Annotated in this window: 16 protein-coding genes; 9 read left to right on the top strand and 7 right to left on the bottom strand. The window is 39.0% G+C overall.

The genetic code is table 11. The features are described 5' to 3' along the window. Positions 1-149: 149 nt before the first annotated feature. Together CZ809_RS05595 and CZ809_RS05590 are read left to right on the top strand one after the other, a co-directional pair. The gene (locus tag CZ809_RS05595; protein ID WP_080156387.1) at positions 150-809 is read left to right on the top strand and encodes an HAD family hydrolase; all 660 of its coding nucleotides are present in this window, start codon (positions 150-152) and stop codon (positions 807-809) included. After that, positions 809-1,030: a TIGR02450 family Trp-rich protein gene (locus CZ809_RS05590; RefSeq protein WP_235865806.1), complete on the top strand. Its 222-nt coding sequence runs from the start codon at positions 809-811 to the stop codon at positions 1,028-1,030. Before CZ809_RS05595 ends, CZ809_RS05590 begins: the two co-directional genes overlap by 1 nt. On the opposite strand, the gene CZ809_RS05585 is transcribed toward CZ809_RS05590, so the two are convergent. After that, positions 1,027-1,503: a methylated-DNA--[protein]-cysteine S-methyltransferase gene (locus tag CZ809_RS05585; protein ID WP_080156385.1), complete on the bottom strand. Its 477-nt coding sequence runs from the start codon at positions 1,501-1,503 to the stop codon at positions 1,027-1,029. The genes CZ809_RS05590 and CZ809_RS05585 overlap by 4 nt on opposite strands. Positions 1,504-1,568: 65 nt before the next feature. After that, complete coding sequence (locus CZ809_RS05580) at positions 1,569-2,492, bottom strand: M14 family metallopeptidase (protein WP_080156384.1); 924 nt, start codon at positions 2,490-2,492, stop codon at positions 1,569-1,571. Positions 2,493-2,746: 254 nt separating this feature from the next. Between CZ809_RS05580 and CZ809_RS05575 the strand changes: the two genes are divergently transcribed. From CZ809_RS05575 to CZ809_RS05550, 6 genes are all read left to right on the top strand, one after another. Next, entirely contained in the window at positions 2,747-3,283 is a 537-nt protein-coding gene (locus CZ809_RS05575) for a Dps family protein (RefSeq protein WP_080156383.1), read from the top strand. A 494-nt stretch (positions 3,284-3,777) separates the two neighbouring features. Then, complete coding sequence (locus CZ809_RS05570) at positions 3,778-6,621, top strand: xanthine dehydrogenase family protein molybdopterin-binding subunit (protein ID WP_080156382.1); 2,844 nt, start codon at positions 3,778-3,780, stop codon at positions 6,619-6,621. Next, positions 6,618-7,148: a (2Fe-2S)-binding protein gene (locus tag CZ809_RS05565; protein WP_080156381.1), complete on the top strand. Its 531-nt coding sequence runs from the start codon at positions 6,618-6,620 to the stop codon at positions 7,146-7,148. The genes CZ809_RS05570 and CZ809_RS05565 overlap by 4 nt, the downstream gene beginning before the upstream one ends. Then, the gene (locus CZ809_RS05560; protein ID WP_080156380.1) at positions 7,145-8,416 is read left to right on the top strand and encodes a cytochrome c; all 1,272 of its coding nucleotides are present in this window, start codon (positions 7,145-7,147) and stop codon (positions 8,414-8,416) included. Before CZ809_RS05565 ends, CZ809_RS05560 begins: the two co-directional genes overlap by 4 nt. Before the next feature lie 74 nt (positions 8,417-8,490). Beyond that, positions 8,491-9,471, top strand: a complete 981-nt coding sequence (locus CZ809_RS05555) for an XdhC family protein (protein WP_080156379.1) — start codon at positions 8,491-8,493, stop codon at positions 9,469-9,471. Continuing rightward, positions 9,464-10,033 (top strand): NTP transferase domain-containing protein, encoded by a 570-nt coding sequence (locus CZ809_RS05550; RefSeq protein ID WP_080156378.1) that lies wholly within the window; start codon positions 9,464-9,466, stop codon positions 10,031-10,033. The genes CZ809_RS05555 and CZ809_RS05550 overlap by 8 nt, the downstream gene beginning before the upstream one ends. A 101-nt stretch (positions 10,034-10,134) precedes the next feature. Here CZ809_RS05550 and CZ809_RS05545 read toward each other — a convergent pair whose 3' ends face one another. From CZ809_RS05545 to CZ809_RS05535, 3 genes are all read right to left on the bottom strand, one after another. Continuing rightward, positions 10,135-11,187, bottom strand: a complete 1,053-nt coding sequence (locus CZ809_RS05545; protein ID WP_080156377.1) for a succinylglutamate desuccinylase/aspartoacylase family protein — start codon at positions 11,185-11,187, stop codon at positions 10,135-10,137. 240 nt (positions 11,188-11,427) lie between these two features. Further along, positions 11,428-12,759, bottom strand: a complete 1,332-nt coding sequence (locus tag CZ809_RS05540) for a peptidoglycan DD-metalloendopeptidase family protein (protein WP_080156376.1) — start codon at positions 12,757-12,759, stop codon at positions 11,428-11,430. A 297-nt stretch (positions 12,760-13,056) separates the two neighbouring features. Then, entirely contained in the window at positions 13,057-13,353 is a 297-nt protein-coding gene (locus CZ809_RS05535) for a hypothetical protein (protein ID WP_080156375.1), read from the bottom strand. 155 nt (positions 13,354-13,508) lie between these two features. Here CZ809_RS05535 and CZ809_RS05530 point away from each other — a divergent pair, with 155 nt between their 5' ends. Beyond that, positions 13,509-13,952 carry a bifunctional diaminohydroxyphosphoribosylaminopyrimidine deaminase/5-amino-6-(5-phosphoribosylamino)uracil reductase RibD gene (locus CZ809_RS05530; RefSeq protein WP_080156374.1) on the top strand — a complete coding sequence of 148 codons (444 nt, stop codon included), beginning with the start codon at positions 13,509-13,511 and terminating at the stop codon, positions 13,950-13,952. A gap of 134 nt (positions 13,953-14,086) precedes the next feature. On the opposite strand, the gene CZ809_RS05525 is transcribed toward CZ809_RS05530, so the two are convergent. Next, the gene (locus CZ809_RS05525) at positions 14,087-14,398 is read right to left on the bottom strand and encodes a cation diffusion facilitator family transporter (RefSeq protein WP_080156373.1); all 312 of its coding nucleotides are present in this window, start codon (positions 14,396-14,398) and stop codon (positions 14,087-14,089) included. A gap of 772 nt (positions 14,399-15,170) precedes the next feature. Continuing rightward, positions 15,171-17,165, bottom strand: coding sequence for a transketolase (gene tkt / locus CZ809_RS05520; protein WP_080156372.1), 1,995 nt, complete (start codon positions 17,163-17,165; stop codon positions 15,171-15,173). Positions 17,166-17,195: the final 30 nt, after the last annotated feature.

Raw genomic sequence — 17,195 nt, 5'->3', positions numbered from 1 at the left:
TAACCTTAATCTCAAGCTACTGTTTTATTAAGTAGCTTGAGGTATAACATAAGACGTGATCATACTCGCTGAATTAAAGGTCAATAATTGCCACCAAGTGCATATGTTCATACACTGTTATTATTGCGTTATTGATGATGGAGAATGGCATGTATACCCCAATCCCTTACAATATGATCAGTGGTGTTATTTTTGATTTAGATAACACACTTGTAAGTTCAGCATTAGATTTTGATTGGTTACGCCAACAATTATGCTGCGCAGCAGATATCGATCTATTGCAATATATTGCTGATATTCCCGATGCAACTCACCGTAAGCAGCTCGAAGATAAAGTCATCGAACATGAAATTATAGATGCTCGTCAGTCATCTATTATGCCCGGCTGTCACGCTTTACTATCTTATCTTCGTCAGCAAAATATACCTACCGCAGTGGTCACACGTAACTGTATTCAAGCGGCAAAACTGAAGATAGAGCACCATCAATTGCAATTTGATCGTATTGTTTCACGTGAAGATTTTCCACCAAAACCCGCACCAGATGCCTTACTTGATATTACTCAACAGTGGCAACTTGCACCACAAAATATACTCTATGTTGGTGATTATATTTATGATTTACAAGCTGCTTTTCGCGCAAATATGCCATCATGTTTAGTGACTAATGGTGACGATTTGCCTTTTACTGATCAGGCATCAATAGTGGTTCAACGGCTAGATTCCTTGACGGAGATTTTACGTGAGCAAGCATGTATGTTACAGCGTGAGCATGTTAGGGTAGTAACGAATGTTCAGTCAGGAAATTAATGATGACGAATCCAGTGAATCCCAAAGCGTTACTTCATAGCAAATGGACGAAAGTGGTTGTAGATAATAAAGAAAAACATTTTGAGATAGTTACAGTATTATTTAATGAAAATCAGCAAGTAGAAAAATGTGTTATTCAAGCTGTAATGACAAATAAACTGTATGATATTGATTGGCATGATTTAAAAAATGACCAAACTTGGATTATCGGTTGGAATTAGGCGTGCTCTTGCTCTAAAGCCAACAGTGTTTGTTTTTTATCTAATCCACCAGCATAGCCAGTTAATGTACCGTTTTTACCAATAACGCGGTGGCATGGAATGACAATGGATAACGGGTTTTTACTGTTTGCCATTCCAACAGCTTGGCATGCTTTAATATTACCAATTGAGATAGCGAGTTGCTGGTAACTCCAGCACACACCATATGGGATTGTGCATAACGATTGCCATACACGTTGCTGAAAATCAGTGCCTTTAGGTGCCAATGGTAAATCAAATTGTTGGCGAGTCCCTGTGAAATACTGTTGTAATTGTTGTTCACATTCAACTAATAATGGGTGTTGTGGCATATAGGTTGCTGTTTCAGGTTGCGGTGTTTGATCTTGATAGAGGATAGCTGTTAACGCATGGTCAGTAGCGTACAGTGTTAAGCATCCAATGGGGGAGTCCATCGTATTGAAGTAAGTGCACATAATAAAAACCTTCGCGCTACACTAAATAATCAGTATAGCGCGTTTTAGAGTGGATAAAAAAGAGCTTACGACTGGTGGTGTTTTAAATATTCAAGAGCACCAATAATGGCCGCTACTTGGGCCATATTACACTCTTGATCTGTAACACGAGGGCTATCTGGATAAACTTCAGTCGTTGAAGTATACAAAGCGTCAGTTACGCTAGCACATAAACCTAATGCTTTTAGTGGATAATTAATCACACCTTCTTGGGTAATTGGCTCTCCAATAATATTACCATCATTGTCAGTGGGGGCAATGTGAGTAACATGGCGCACTGAATCAATAATGGCTTTTTGAAAGTCATGTTGTGGGTTTTCAGTATCGCCGACGCCATAAAAACCGTCAGGTACAATATCGGCGATATATTCTTTACCATCACGTGCGGCAAGCGCTGGTCTAAATTCACTTTCATCACTATCAGTGGTTTCATGCAAATCAAGGTGAGCGAGAAAATGTGTATGCTGAGCTTGAACGAGCTTCATTAATGCGGCAGATTCTTCTGCTGGGCTATTTGCATAAAATGAGCGGTTTGGATCGACTGCATTAGGATTCCAACGATTGATCGTTTCATATCCCCATGGGCTTACACAAGGCACGACCATAATATTAAAATCAGTACTGTATTGTTGTGCTTTTTGTGCCAAGAACGTTAATGCACCATGAACACCACTAGTTTCATAACCATGAATACCCCCCGTGATTAAGATCGTTGGTTTTGCGTTATCCCAATGGCGAGTCTTAATGACAAATAGTGGATATTTTTCAGGTGAGTAAGACAGTGCACCATATTGCTCAACATCGAATTTTTCACTTAAAGTATGAATGTGGGAAACAACTTGCTCAAGGTAACTACGTTTAATGGTGGTTTGTGCTAACCATGCAGCTTTTTCTGTGGCGCTCCATTTTATTCCCGGAGTACCAATTGCGTATCCAAATGAATTGTCCATTGTGTTACCTATATCATTATTATTGAGGTGTCTGTTTTTAGAGGGTAAACAGCTGGCTATATTTAAGCAAATTTTATCTAATTATCATTTCAAAAAAATAGAAATACTTATAATTATACTGAATTAAAACTAATACTATTAATCGAGAAGAAAGTAAAATTAGGTTGCATTTATCTGCTGGTACTCACTATTGTCATACAAATCAAACAGCCTATAGTAATGATGTTCACAAAATTATTACTAAGGATAAGACGATGAGTACTACAATCTTGAATGAAGTTCAAATTGAAGATGCTAAACAACATCTCACTCGTCCTCTAGCCACACCTACAGATCTATGTGTAGACGCGACTAAAGAGATCAGTGGCGCATTAACTGCAATTTTAGCTGATGTGTTTGCGATTTATATGAAAACCAAAAACTTTCATTGGCATATGAGTGGTGCGCATTTCCGCGATTACCATTTAATGTTAGATGAGCAAAGTACTCAGTTATTTGCAATGACTGATGATATTGCTGAACGTGCACGTAAAATTGGTGGTCGTACTATTCGTTCAATTGGTGAAATTGCTCGTATGCAGCGCATTTTAGATAACGATGCTGACTATGTTGAGCCCGCAGATATGCTTGCTGAGTTGTGTGAAGATAATAAACAATTAGCCGCTGAACTTCGTGCCGCACATATTTTATGTGATGAACGTAATGATTTTTCTTCAGTGAGTATGATTGATAATTGGATTGATGAAACAGAGCGTCGTGTCTGGTTCCTTTATGAATCATACCGTCATTGATATAAAAATTAATCAATTTGTTACTAGATAAAAAAAGGATAGGTTTAATAACCTATCCTTTTTTATTATATATGGTTTGAGCGTCATAAAAATGACGATACTTTAATAGACTAACTTGATAACTTATAAATCAATATTAATTTGAAATTTGTTGTTTTTTGAATAAAGATCTCTTTACCGTTGTGAAAATAGTTTATTTATTGTCTGTTTAGCAAAAAAAATTATCGAATGTAAACCTTGTTGTTGTTTTTATGTTGTCTTTATTTAATTTAAATAAGTATTCATATTTTTGGTTTTAATTCATTGTTGTGTATATGATGCGGAAGTATAAAATACGCAATACTAGGTATATCTATTTTGCGTAAATAGTAATTTTAACTCGCTATTCTTATTTTTTGTTAATGACCATTCCATTAGTAATGGTTTAGCAGGAAATAGAATTTTAGATTTGAAATAATATAAAAATTATAACGAGAACGTTAAAGGAGTTAATCATGTCAATGGAACTTTCGCGAAGGAGTTTTATTAAACATGGTATCATTGCTGGTATCTGCGTTTATACAGTCCCCGCTTTAGCCCGATTTAATCTTAATTTAGATGGGAGTAATAGTTTAGTTGCTCCTGAATTAGCATCATCTTGGAAATCTGATTTTAAAGTACGTTTTCGAAGTGATGCTATTGCTAAAGTGACGGGTGAAAAAGTGTATGGACGTGATTTACGATCAACCGATATTGACGGTTGGCCAAGTGAGCAGTCATGGGCTTTTTATATTCGTGCCGATCGTGCTGATCGTATTTATCAAGGTGTTGATTTAAGTCTGTTATCAGCAAATGCTCGACCTAGTAATATTGTTACAGCAGCAACATTAACTAAAGATAAAATTGAATTGCCACAATTTTATGGCACAAATATGTTAGTGGCTGAAGGAGCTATGCCTGATTATATTGGTCAGGCTGTTATGTTACTTATTTTTGATGATTTTCTTACTTATCATCGCGCTAAAAATATATTGCAGTTTAATAGTGAAATTATTAAATATGGTAAGCAACAGCCTTTAGTCGCAACAGAGAAAGATCCGTGGGGAGTCTGGCGTATTACTCGTGAGCAAGGTAATACGGCAGGTGTATTGCCTGATAAATACAGCGCATTAAAAAATGGTGTTAATTTCCCTAATTATGTTGATCATAAACCATTTTGGCCACAACCCAATCATCTCGGTACAGCATTAGAGCAACAAATGGCGGTTGCTGACGATATTAAAGCAAGCTTAAAAGATGATAATAATTTTGTGTTAGATCGTAATTATCAAACTCAATTTATTGATCCGATGTTCTTAGAGCCAGAATGCTTTAATGGGTGGTTTGATCCTAAAACTCAGACCATGCACACCATTCCGTCTTCGCAATCTCCAGCTAACTTCTTTGGCTTTGCAACCAAGATGCTTAACAATGGTCCTCTTGCAGGTAAAGTGAAGAACTTGGTTGTGCATTCCCCGTTTATTGGTGGTGGCTTTGGTGGTAAAGATCACTCTATCTTGCCTTATTACGGTTTATTAGCTGCGATGTACAGTAAACATCCTGTACGTATGGCGAACGATCGCTTCCAACAGTTTCAATCAGGTTTAAAACGTCATCCTTTTAAGATGCACAACCAATTAGCGATTGATAAAACAACCGGTAAATTCCAAGGGATTGTGAGTTACATGGATCTTGATGGCGGTGGCCGTGAAAACTTCAGCTCTGTTGTTGCTGAAGTCGGCGCGAGTGCATTGCAGTCAATTTATTATTTCCCTAAAAATGATATTACCGCTGTTGCCAATGTGTCTGAAAACCCCGCATCAGGTTCTATGCGTGGTTTTGGTACGTTACAGACAATGTCAGCCATGGAAATGATGGTTAATGAAGCAGCACAATTGCTCAATATTGATCCGATTGATTTAAGACTTCGTAATACGATTCAAACGGGCCAATTGAATACCCAAGGTGCGGTACCAACCAGCACTGAACATTATGCTGAAATATTAAAACAAGCACAGCAGCATGAAATGTGGACCCAGCGTGAACAACGCCGTAAAACCTATGAAGCGAAATATCCAAATAAACGCTTTGGTACGGGTTTTGCCATTTGTACTAAAGATTATGGTGCGGGTGATGATGCACCTTCAACTTATATTGAAATGGATAAAAACGGTCGTTTAGTGATGGGTATTTCTGCGGTGGAAATCGGCACTGGCGCACAAACATCACAAGCAGCTGTTTTAGCTGATTATTTTGGCCGTCCTGCTGATACTATCAACCTTGCTGAAGTGCATGGTTGGGATCCGTTACAGATGATCAATACTCAATCACCATTTACGATGAGTCAAGCCTACCAAGATAAAATGCAACAAAATCCACGTTGGACACCAACGATTCCTTATGCATCGTCTGCATCAACGTCGGCTTATTTCCAATCTAAAGCAACAGAAAATGCAGCGAAAGTAATTTTTGAATACGGATTATGGCCTGCGGCAAAAGCTATTTGGACTAAGTTGTATTACAGCGGTGATCTGGCTGCGATAGATTTTGGTGCAATGGAAGATGCTGTTTGGGTTGATGGTAAGTTAAGTGCTAAAGGGATGGAGCCATTACCTCTTGATATGTTAGCACGGCATGTTCATCAGCAAGGTTTAGTGGCCGGTGCAATGGTGCATACATTTAACCGTTGGGGCTGGGTGGATGCAGATTTCACTGTTGAAGGACAGACAAAAACGTATCAATTAGATGCAATGGCAGTGAAATATGGCCATGGTGCTAATGCGAATAAGAAAAAATTAATGGCCAGTGATGGCTGGCATTTATTAGACCGTAGCAATGTTAACTATCCAGCGACTGTTTTAAATAATGCAATGGTGGTGTATTACGCCCCTTGTGCAGTCTTGGTCGAATTAGCGGTTGAAGAAGGCTCAGGTAAAGTTGAAATTGTTGCCACTCAAACTTGGCTTGATGCAGGTAAAGTGATCGTTAAAGAGTTGGTTGAAGGTCAAATTGAAGGCGGTTTGGTGATGGGGATTGGGCATGTATTGCACGAATACTTACCACCAGGTGAAGAAGGTCCAGGTAATGGTACTTGGAACCTCAATCGTTATCAGGTGCCATTAGCGACAGATGTGGGTGTATGGCAAATGAATCATACTATTTTGCCGCCATTTAATAACTCTGATCAGCGCAAAGGTATTGCTGAAGTGGTGATGATTCCAATTGTCGCGGCTGTTACTGAAGCACTTTACCAAATTACTAATAAACGTTTTTACCACTTACCTGTAACCGCAAATGATATTAAGGAAGCACTCGCATGATCACTGTAACAATGACTATTAACGGTAATGTTGTCGGTCCAGTTGATGTTGACGAATCAGTGAAAATGATTGATTTTCTTCATGAATATCAAGGGTTAACTGGTACTAAGTTTGGTTGTGGTATTGGTGTTTGTCACGCCTGCTCTATCATTGTGGATGATGCCGATGGTGGCTCGCATACGGAACGTACTTGTATCAATGGTGTTGGTAATTTTAACGGCAAAAAACTGCGTACCGTCGAAGGTCACGCAAAACGTAATTTAATGGGGCAGATCACAGCATTAAGCCCAGTACAGCAAACATTTGTGGATCATTTTTCTTTTCAATGTGGTTGGTGTACTTCTGGTTTTGTTAATGAATCAACCGTATTAGTTGAGCAATTAGCCAAGCAACCTGTCGATAAAGAACAGGTTGAGAATGTGATTGAAAACGCATTAAAAAAACATATTTGCCGTTGTTCTGGTTACCGTAAATACTATGTTGGTTTGCGAGATTTAGTACTGTCACAGCCGGGGTTAGTCAAATGAAACCGAGTTTAAAAATCAGTGCCATTTGTGGTTTATTATTAAGTAGCGGCGCAGTGTATGCACAAGCCGAATCAACGGATACACAAGCGCCATTATCCGAAAACATGGCACAATTGATCGCGCAAGGTAAATACTTAGCGGCTGCGGGTGATTGCAGTGGTTGTCATACTATTGATAGTGGTCAAGTTTATGGTGGTGGGCGTGCATTTGACACACCTTTTGGCACCTTATATTCAACTAATATTAGTAGTGATAAACAGCACGGTATTGGTAATTATAGTTATCAGCAATTTGTTGATGCGGTGCGTAATGGTGTTGCACCTAAAGGTAATTTATACCCTGCGATGCCTTATACGTCGTATCACCGCATTAACGATCACGATATGCACGCGTTATATGCGTATTTCATGCAAACCAAACCTGCGACTCAACCGAATAGAGAAAATGGGATTGGGTTCCCGTTCAATATTCGTATGGGATTAAAAGTCTGGAATCTTATCGCGTTTGATAAACCGACCTTTACACCTACCGCGGATAAAACGCCATTATGGAATCGTGGTAAATATCTAGTGCAAGGATTAGGCCACTGTGGTGAGTGTCATACTCCGCGTAATTTTATGATGGCAACGGAGCAACAACACGCACTAGAAGGTGCGGTAGTTAATAATCTTAATGCGCCTAATATTACCTCAAAAAATCTTGCTCAAGAACATTGGACATTTAATAATTTAGCCCAGTTCTTAAAAACAGGACAATCACCGAAAGGCACTGCGTTTAATGATATGTTCATCGTTGAGAAACATAGTCTAACTCAACTGGACGATCATGATATTACTGCAATAACCAGTTATTTATTGAATCAAACACAACCACCACAATCGGCTGTGGCACAACCTAAGTTAACGTCACTTGTTACATCACAATTTGATACTAAACTACCAGGATACCGTATTTATATGGATAAGTGTTCTGGTTGCCATGGTCAAAATGGTCAGGGGACACCAAATGTGGCCCCTGCGTTAGAAAATAATGCGACTATTGCAAACAGTAATATTTTCAATACGGTAGCTGTGTTAAATAATGGTATTGAGCGACAAAGTTACAGTCAGAATCAAACTTATTATGCTATGCCTGGATATAAAAATAGCTTAAATGACCAACAAATGGCTGATTTGATAACGTATCTGCATAAACGTTTTTCTTCACAAGTAACAACGACCACCGCAAAGCAAGTCGCGGCAGTTAAAAAGCAATTAGCTAACGATTAAGCTTAAGATTAGCCTGCATTATTGCAGGCTAACTTCGGTATTGTTGTTATAGTAAACAAAGTGATAGACGACTTATGAATGCCTTAGATAAACACGTATTATTAGATTGTCAGACATGGCTACACCAAGGGAAATCAGTGTGGTTATGTACTATTTTGTCCACTTATGGATCGGCTCCTCGTCCTGTTGGCGCTTTATTTGCTACTGATGGTGACATTCGCTCAGGATCGGTATCCGGCGGGTGTATTGAAGATGCTTTTATGAAGTTAATTCAACAACATGAGCTAGATAAACCACTACAAGTGTTTGATTATGGTACCCATTTAGCCGCAAATGGTAGCCAATATGAACTGCCGTGTGGTGGTCACATCTCTTTATTAATTGAACATTTATACCCTGATGATTGTTATTTAGTCGATAGTTGGTTAACGGCAGCGGAACAAACGCCTGCCTTTATTCGTGCTATTAATATTGAGACAGAGCAACGTAATATTGTCAGTGGTACAGATACTACGCTATATCCTTCCCCCTGGTTAACGGTGCATTACCAGCAACATTGGCAATTACTATTATTGGGTATAAGCCAAGTCAGTGAAGAGGTTGCACGGTTAGCCGTGAGAGCGGGATTTACTGTAAGATTGTGTGACATTCGTGAAAATTACAGTCAAAGTTGGCGTTGGACAGCGGCAGAAGGGGGCATTGATGTTGAATGGTGCTCTGCGGATGCTTTTGTTGAGCGTTATACCAATGTTTATACCGCAGTGTTAGCACTTGCCCATGATCCTCGTGTTGATGACATGGGATTGATGGGAGCATTAGAGTCCAATGCGTTTTATATTGGTGCATTAGGTTCACATGCGAACAGTGCTCGTCGTCGTGAACGATTAATGCGAATTGGTGAATATACACAGTCACAATTAGCACGATTACATGCGCCAATTGGGATTGCTATTGGTAGTAAGACCCCGTTTGAAATTGCCATTGCCGTGATCGCAGAAGTTATCGCAGTAAAAAACGGCATTGACTGTGATTCATGGCATTATCACCATGGTTGATTGTGTTATACCGGCTGCGGGGCTGTCATCACGAATGGGGGCATGGAAACCTATGCTACCTTATCGTGACAGTACACTACTCGATATTGCTATTGAACACGCCTTGGTCTTTTGTTCAAAAGTAATAGTCGTTGCCGGTTATCGCGCCGATGAATTGGTACAGCAATACCAACATCAGCCACATATTCTTGTGGTGGTGAATCCTGATTATCAACAAGGCATGTTAAGCTCTATTCAAAAGGGAATTGCAGCGGTAACCAGTTCATGGTTTTTTATTACTCATGCCGATATGCCTTGTATCGATCCGCAGGTATTTTCGCTGTTATCGCAAATGCGTCATGAGCGAGTGGTCTTTCCTGGTAATAAGCAACAAACAGGGCATCCCGTTTTAATTGATGCTGCGTTAATTCCTCAAATTTTAGCTTTACCGACGACGGCGAAAATGAAACAAGTATTACAAACAGGTGAAGAGCAATATTTACAGTTAGATGCATCAAGTGGTATTTATCATGATATTGATACACCTGAAAAATATCAGCAATTACTTCGAACATGCAAATAAACAGTAAGTTACAAAATAAATACCATAAAAAAGAGAAGCTAATAATGCTTCTCTTTTTGTTTGTACTTTATTTATAGACATCTTTTAATGATAATGATGTATTAGCTGGTCATGCCCCATTTTAAATCATCATCAAGCTCTTCAATCGCATCGTAAAGATAAGACTCAACTTGCTCTTCTACTAAGCCATCAGGTTCTTCAAAAAACGCAATGTGGAAAATAGCATCACCTTCGTTCACGAGTGGTAGTGTTTGTTGACCAATGACAATGCCACCTTGTGGTGCAATCACTGTTATTTGATTACTACCAGCAGGATCGCTGATCGTCGCAATAACTTGGTTTTTATCTACTTTTTCACCTAATGCAACGTGTGAGCGTAGTAAGCCATCAGAATCAGCACGTACCCAACGTGTCGCCTTTGGCACCATTGGCTCTACTATTTTTTTACTGCGGCTCGTACGTAACATTTCTAAGTGCTGCATTACTTTTAATACACCTTGTACACCTGAACCAACGGCATGGGCATCAAGGCGAAGTGCTTCACCTGCTTCAAAGGTGATCACGGGAATATTAAATTCTTCGGCTGCGGCACGTAATGAGCCTTCACGAAGGCTGGCGTCAACCACTACCGGAGAGCCAAATGCCATTGCCATTGCTTTTGCTTGTGGGTTATCAAGATTTGCACGAATTTGTGGTAAGTTTGTACGATAAATAGCGGCGGTATGCAAATCAACCACATGAGTAGCTCGGCGTACAACTTGATTAAAGTATTGATACGCCATACGGCCTGCGATGGAACCGCGTTCTGCGCCTGGAAAACAACGGTTTAAATCTCGGCGATCTGGAAGATAACGTGATTTATGAATAAAGCCAAACACGTTAACGACAGGTACCGCAATAATAGTGCCGTGTAGTTTTGATAAATCTATTTTTTCAATAACTTGACGTACAACTTCAATACCGTTGAGCTCATCACCATGAATAGCAGCATTGATCAGTAATACTGGACCTGGATGTTTTCCATGCAGAATATCAACAGAGACTGATAATGGGGAGTGAGTATATAGGCGAGCAATTTCAAGTTCGCAATTGGCATGGCTTCCCGGTTCAACCATAAGATCTGCAAATTCAAACGGGATATTTTTTGTGGCCATAGATACGTCCTGTATATGGGCTATTGAGAGATAACGATTAATTAATGTTTTCGTATTGGCACTGCGTTATAACAGTCTGAGAATAATCATTAAATCCATTTTAAAACAGGAACAATATCACGTTTAATTGAATTTTAAGTAACATAAATGTATCAGAGTGTATCTAAGGTGAAAGGGATCTGTTGTAGTGATGTTTAATAAAGGCATTGCTGTGGGTCAACAATGCCTTTTATAGGGTAATTACGAATCTTTTGGTTCGTTGCTAGCGACTTGAATCTCACTCTCTTTCGGTGGCAATGGCTGCTGCATTAAACGGTTGTATTGCACCACATCAAGCTCAAAGGCTTTCTTTTGTTGATGTGAAACCGATGCGGCTAGTGGAATCTTCGCTGTTAATGGATTAACAGGTTTGCCACGTACTAACAATTCATAGTGAATATGAGGGCCAGTAACACGTCCAGTTCTACCAGATAATGCGATTTTTTGACCGCGTTTTACACGTTGACCGACTTTGACCAAGATGCGGCTATTATGCAGATAACGGGTACTGTAATTAGCACTGTGTTTGATTACCACATAACGACCAGCGTAAGGGTGATTTGTCACGCGAGTTACGACACCATCACTGGTCGCTAATACCGGTGTTCCTGTTGGGGCTGCAAAATCGACCCCGTTATGAGGTTGAATACGTCCTGTTACTGGGTGGCGACGATAAGGGTTAAACTGTGAACTAATACGGAACCGTTTCGTTGTTGGATAGCGTAAAAATGCGCGCTGTAAGCTTTCACCATTTTGATCATAGAAATTACCATCACTGCTTAAATAAGCTGAATATTGGTGTTTTTTGGTGTAAATACGAATTGCCTGAAGTTCCGTATCACCACTTGCTTGATCATTGACATATTTGGCCTTACTTACAACTTCAAAACGATCACCTGCTTTTACGTCTTGTGTAAAATTCAACTTATCTTTAAAGATAGCAATGATTTCACTGATCTCACTGTTACTTAGACCCGCTTTTCTCGCTGAAAGGCTAAAACTTCCACTAATATCACCATTGATGACTTTTTCACGCCATACTCCGGGTAAGGTCACTTCTTTAACATCAAAGTCGTTATTTTTATCTCGTGTATAGTCAATCGTATGCGCGACATTAAATTGCAGTTGGAGTTTATTTAATCGATGATCTGTGTCTGTTACCCAAAATCGTAAAATATCATTGGGACGTAGGTTATCAATCTGTAAGCTATTTAAATCTGCAGCCATGATGTTTTTGACATCTGATTGTGGCAAATTTAAACGAGAAAAAATTTCACTCAGTGTATCGCCTTGTTTTACTTCATATTCATAAGTAGGTGGCAATATAATGTTTTTGATCACTGCGGCTGGTTTTAGAGTATTTAATACAACTTGAGGATTAGTTATTAAAGGCAGTTGTATTTCATTATGGCGTGTTGATGATGTGGTGTTAATTGATAATACGGCAGCAGTAGTGATAATTGATAGCCCAAAAAGGCTAATAAGGCGATAGTTTACAAAATTAGTTAGTACTGTCGTTTTAAACGTAAACATAATACTCGTCAGTTCTTTTATTTTTAATAAGTGCCTGGCACTTGGCTTATTTGGCGAATAGGTATCAAAACATAGCTTTTCTGAACCCTAAATGAATTAATGCTGTAGGCGCTATTTTTTTACTTAATTTCTCAATAATTACAGCTAGAAAGCATATAAATGATGAGTATAAGGTATTTTACTTGTCAAAGATGCAGAAAAGGCAATTTCGCCCAGTTGATTGATGCAATATTAAGCTGGGCGAATAGAGTATTTAGAGAAAAAGACAATATTTCATTATCTTAATGATTATTTATATTAACTATGGCTTTGATAGTGACTGGTGTGTTTTTTCTTAGGACGCAGTATAACTTCTCGTTGTTCTAAATGCGGATCTCTATGGGAATTGATCTGTAAGTAGTTATTAGTATTGATTGAACTTACTACGTCGGTTTGAATTTTTTCTGCAGCCGTTAGTTGATGAGTATGATCTATATACTCAATCATATGTTGAGTCGTTAACGGGGGTTGTGTGGCGGTGGTTGGCATTGATGCTAATGCTGAGAATGAATGCAGTGCTAGCGATAATGCTAACGTTATTATTAATCGTTTCATGAAAAACCTCATGTTATTCAGAACGGGTATTTAAACCTATGGCACCTGAATTGAGGGTGAGTCATTGATTCATTTATCATTCATGGCTTCAACATAACGGTTGGCCTGATTTCGGTATAGAATAGATACTCTGTGATTATTAAAGTGAAGTTGTTATGACAGATTTAGCGCAAGAAATCAGCTTTATGCAGCGTGCATTAGCATTATCACATCAAGCATTGCCAGCTTGTCGTCCTAACCCACCTGTTGGGTGTGTGTTAGTGCGAGATGGGGAAATTGTGAGTGAAGGTTTTACGCAATCACCGGGGTGTCATCATGCAGAAGCGATGGCATTAGCAAATTATGCATCGCCACTTAACTATGTGACCGCTTATGTGACTTTGGAACCTTGTTCGTTTGTTGGTCGAACACCATCTTGTGCACATACTTTGGTTGAAAAAGGGATAAAGCGAGTCGTAGTTGCTACTCTTGATCCTGATCCACGAAATAGTGGTAAAGGTATTGATGTGTTAAAACAGGCAGGAATTGACGTAAGTGTTGGTTTGTGTGAGCAAGAGGTTTTTGACTTTATATCGCCGTATTTATTAAATAAAATATAAAATAAATTTTTATTTAAAAAACATTGGTATTAAAATAAAAAACAAAAGCCGATTTAAATGGATAATAAAACTATTACCACTATTAAATCGGCTTTTAAAATATCACGAATAAAAACGTAAACTTAAATAATTAATTATTTAGTTGAAGTTTTGTGATGTTCACGAGATGATTCTTTATGATCATGCTCTTTAGTTTTGTGATGACGGTGTTCGTCATGTTCATGACGGTCGCCATGAGTTTGTTCTGGGTGTTTATGACCTACAGGATCGCCACCATGTTGAGTGTGTGGGTGGCTTTTTTCATGGTCACGTACTTCATGGTGGTCACGGTCATGTTTGTGTTCTACTTCTTCACCGTAACGACGTTCCATCTTCACATGTTCAGCTTCAGCTGTATGTTGATGACCTTTTTGAGAACCTTGATGTTCTTGGCTATTATGACTCATATTCTTAATCCTTCAATAAACAGCGTTAATAATAAGTTTGTGTCTGTCTATGGGGTTTAATTTACGCTTATTTTAAATTTGAACAATATACTTTTTTATAATCAAATATTTTATTTTTGATAATTGCTGAATATTTAAAATGGGTATAAGAAGCAAAAATCATTATGTAGATATTTAATTAAACATAGAGTTTTATTATTATATTAGTATATAAAAATGGAAACATAGCTATTAATAATAATTACTTTTTTGTGGAGTAAACAAAGCAGTTATTTGTTTTTAAAAGGTATTAATATTAAGTAATAGCTATTTATTATGATTAGTGAGCTTTATAGTCAAATATTCTATCCACCCGATGAATAGGGTGAAGTAAATGTTAAATAGTCACCTATAAAATGAATGTAAAAAGTAGCACCGAGTGCTACTACTAAAGGCTCGTAATCATAGTGATAAAGAACTCAATTCTAAAAATATCATGCTTAAGAAATGAATGTCGGGTTAATTTTTGATAGTTTTTATCATACAGTAAGTAGCCTTTTGTCTTTCAACAAGGTGAAATTTATTGTGGATATCAGTTGAAATTATTTTTTGGGGAGTGGATTCCGTTTAAATAACGAGAAAATAATGACTGTTTGCGGATGATTATGAAGCAATACTTATGAAGTAACACTTAGGTCATAAAAAACAGATAAAAAAATGGCCTAACATTTGTTAGACCATTTTTAGATTCGTTATTTAAGAACAACAAATACGGTTCTTATTAACTATTAACTTATGCTAGTAATTCTTTAGCATTGTTAACGATGTTTTCAACAGTAAAGCCGAACATTTTGAATAACTCTTCAGCAGGCGCTGATTCACCAAATGTTGTCATACCGATGATGCGACCGTTAAGACCTACATACTTGTACCAGAAGTCAGCAATACCCGCTTCAATAGCAATACGAGCTGTAACGTCTGCTGGTAGAACACTTTCACGGTAAGCGGCATCTTGCTTATCAAATAAGTCAGTAGCAGGCATAGAAACTAGACGTACTTGACGACCAGCTGCTGTTAGTTCTGCGTATGCTTCTGCTGCGATACCCACTTCAGAACCTGTTGCAATTAAGATTAGCTCTGGCTTACCAGCACAATCTTTAAGGATGTAACCACCCTTAACGATGTTAGCTACTTGCTCTGCAGTACGATCTTGTTGAGTTAGGTTTTGACGAGAGAAGATTAAAGATGTTGGACCATCTTTACGTTCAATCGCGTATTTCCAAGAAACAGCAGATTCAACTTGGTCACATGGGCGCCATGTGCTCATGTTTGGTGTTAGACGTAGAGATGATACTTGCTCAACTGGTTGGTGAGTTGGACCATCTTCGCCTAGACCGATTGAATCGTGTGTGTACACTTGAATGTTCTGAACTTTCATCAGAGCAGCCATGCGTAGTGCGTTACGTGCGTATTCCATGAACATTAGGAATGTTGCGCCGTAAGGAACGAAACCACCGTGTAGTGCCATACCGTTGATGATTGCAGTCATACCAAATTCACGAACACCGTAGTGAATGTAGTTGCCTGAAGCATCTGTTGGTGTGATTGACTTAGAACCAGACCACATGGTTAGATTTGAAGGTGCTAGGTCAGCAGAACCGCCCATGAATTCAGGTAATAGTTTACCAAATGCTTCAAGTGCGTTTTGAGAGGCTTTACGTGATGCAATGTTAGCTGGGTTTGCTTGCAGATCAGCAATAACTTTGCTTGTTTCAGCTTCCCAGTTAGCAGGTAGACCACCGTTCATACGACGAGTAAACTCAGACGCTAGCTCAGGGAATGCTGCTGTATATGCTGCAAACTTCTCGTTCCAAGATGCTTGCTTTGCTTTACCTGCTTCTTTTGCATCCCACTCAGCATAGATGTCTGCTGGAATTTCAAAAGGACCGTGGTTCCAACCAAGGAATTCACGTGCTGCTTTGATTTCTTCAGCGCCTAGTGGAGCACCGTGACAGTCGTGAGAACCTGCCTTGTTTGGTGAACCAAAACCGATGATTGTCTTACAACAGATCAAAGTAGGTTTAGCTGTTTCAGCTTTTGCTTCTTCAATAGCGGCATTGATTGCTGCTGCATCGTGGCCATCAACGCTACGAATTACGTGCCAGCCGTAAGCTTCAAAGCGCATAGCTGTATCGTCAGCGAACCAACCTTCAACTTCACCATCGATAGAGATGCCGTTGTCATCCCAGAAAGCAACTAGCTTACCAAGACCTAGCGTACCTGCTAGAGAACATGCTTCGTGAGAGATACCTTCCATCATACAACCGTCGCCCATGAAAGCGTAAGTGTTGTGGTTTACGATATCATGACCTTCACGGTTGAATTGTGCAGCCATTGCTTTTTCAGCAAGCGCCATACCAACAGCGTTAGTAATACCTTGGCCTAGAGGACCTGTGGTTGTTTCAACACCTGGTGCGTAACCGTATTCTGGGTGACCTGGTGTTTTTGAATGCAGTTGACGGAAGTTTTTAAGATCGTCAATTGATAGGTCATAACCTGTTAGGTGAAGTAGAGAATAAATAAGCATAGAGCCGTGGCCGTTTGATAATACAAAACGGTCGCGATCTGCCCATTTAGGGTCTTGTGGGTTATGGTCCATATGACCACGCCAAAGAACTTCTGCGATATCAGCCATACCCATAGGTGCGCCTGGGTGACCTGAATTTGCTTGTTGTACGCCGTCCATGCTTAGAGCACGAATAGCGTTAGCTAACATTTTATGTTCCATAGTGTTTCCACCAAAATATTAAGTAAATTT

It is taken from the genome of Photobacterium piscicola (assembly GCF_900166965.1).
Lineage (GTDB): Bacteria > Pseudomonadota > Gammaproteobacteria > Enterobacterales > Vibrionaceae > Photobacterium > Photobacterium piscicola.
Note: the sequence above shows the minus strand (reverse complement) of the source record. Positions and strands in the feature narration are given on the sequence as shown.

Coding starts and splice junctions, on each gene's coding strand:
- CZ809_RS05595 (WP_080156387.1), top strand. CDS start 150: ATGTATACCCCAATCCCTTACAATATGATCAGTGGTGTTATTTTTGAT.
- CZ809_RS05590 (WP_235865806.1), top strand. CDS start 809: ATGATGACGAATCCAGTGAATCCCAAAGCGTTACTTCATAGCAAATGG.
- CZ809_RS05585 (WP_080156385.1), bottom strand. CDS start 1,503: ATGTGCACTTACTTCAATACGATGGACTCCCCCATTGGATGCTTAACA.
- CZ809_RS05580 (WP_080156384.1), bottom strand. CDS start 2,492: ATGGACAATTCATTTGGATACGCAATTGGTACTCCGGGAATAAAATGG.
- CZ809_RS05575 (WP_080156383.1), top strand. CDS start 2,747: ATGAGTACTACAATCTTGAATGAAGTTCAAATTGAAGATGCTAAACAA.
- CZ809_RS05570 (WP_080156382.1), top strand. CDS start 3,778: ATGTCAATGGAACTTTCGCGAAGGAGTTTTATTAAACATGGTATCATT.
- CZ809_RS05565 (WP_080156381.1), top strand. CDS start 6,618: ATGATCACTGTAACAATGACTATTAACGGTAATGTTGTCGGTCCAGTT.
- CZ809_RS05560 (WP_080156380.1), top strand. CDS start 7,145: ATGAAACCGAGTTTAAAAATCAGTGCCATTTGTGGTTTATTATTAAGT.
- CZ809_RS05555 (WP_080156379.1), top strand. CDS start 8,491: ATGAATGCCTTAGATAAACACGTATTATTAGATTGTCAGACATGGCTA.
- CZ809_RS05550 (WP_080156378.1), top strand. CDS start 9,464: ATGGTTGATTGTGTTATACCGGCTGCGGGGCTGTCATCACGAATGGGG.
- CZ809_RS05545 (WP_080156377.1), bottom strand. CDS start 11,187: ATGGCCACAAAAAATATCCCGTTTGAATTTGCAGATCTTATGGTTGAA.
- CZ809_RS05540 (WP_080156376.1), bottom strand. CDS start 12,759: ATGTTTACGTTTAAAACGACAGTACTAACTAATTTTGTAAACTATCGC.
- CZ809_RS05535 (WP_080156375.1), bottom strand. CDS start 13,353: ATGAAACGATTAATAATAACGTTAGCATTATCGCTAGCACTGCATTCA.
- CZ809_RS05530 (WP_080156374.1), top strand. CDS start 13,509: ATGACAGATTTAGCGCAAGAAATCAGCTTTATGCAGCGTGCATTAGCA.
- CZ809_RS05525 (WP_080156373.1), bottom strand. CDS start 14,398: ATGAGTCATAATAGCCAAGAACATCAAGGTTCTCAAAAAGGTCATCAA.
- tkt (WP_080156372.1), bottom strand. CDS start 17,165: ATGGAACATAAAATGTTAGCTAACGCTATTCGTGCTCTAAGCATGGAC.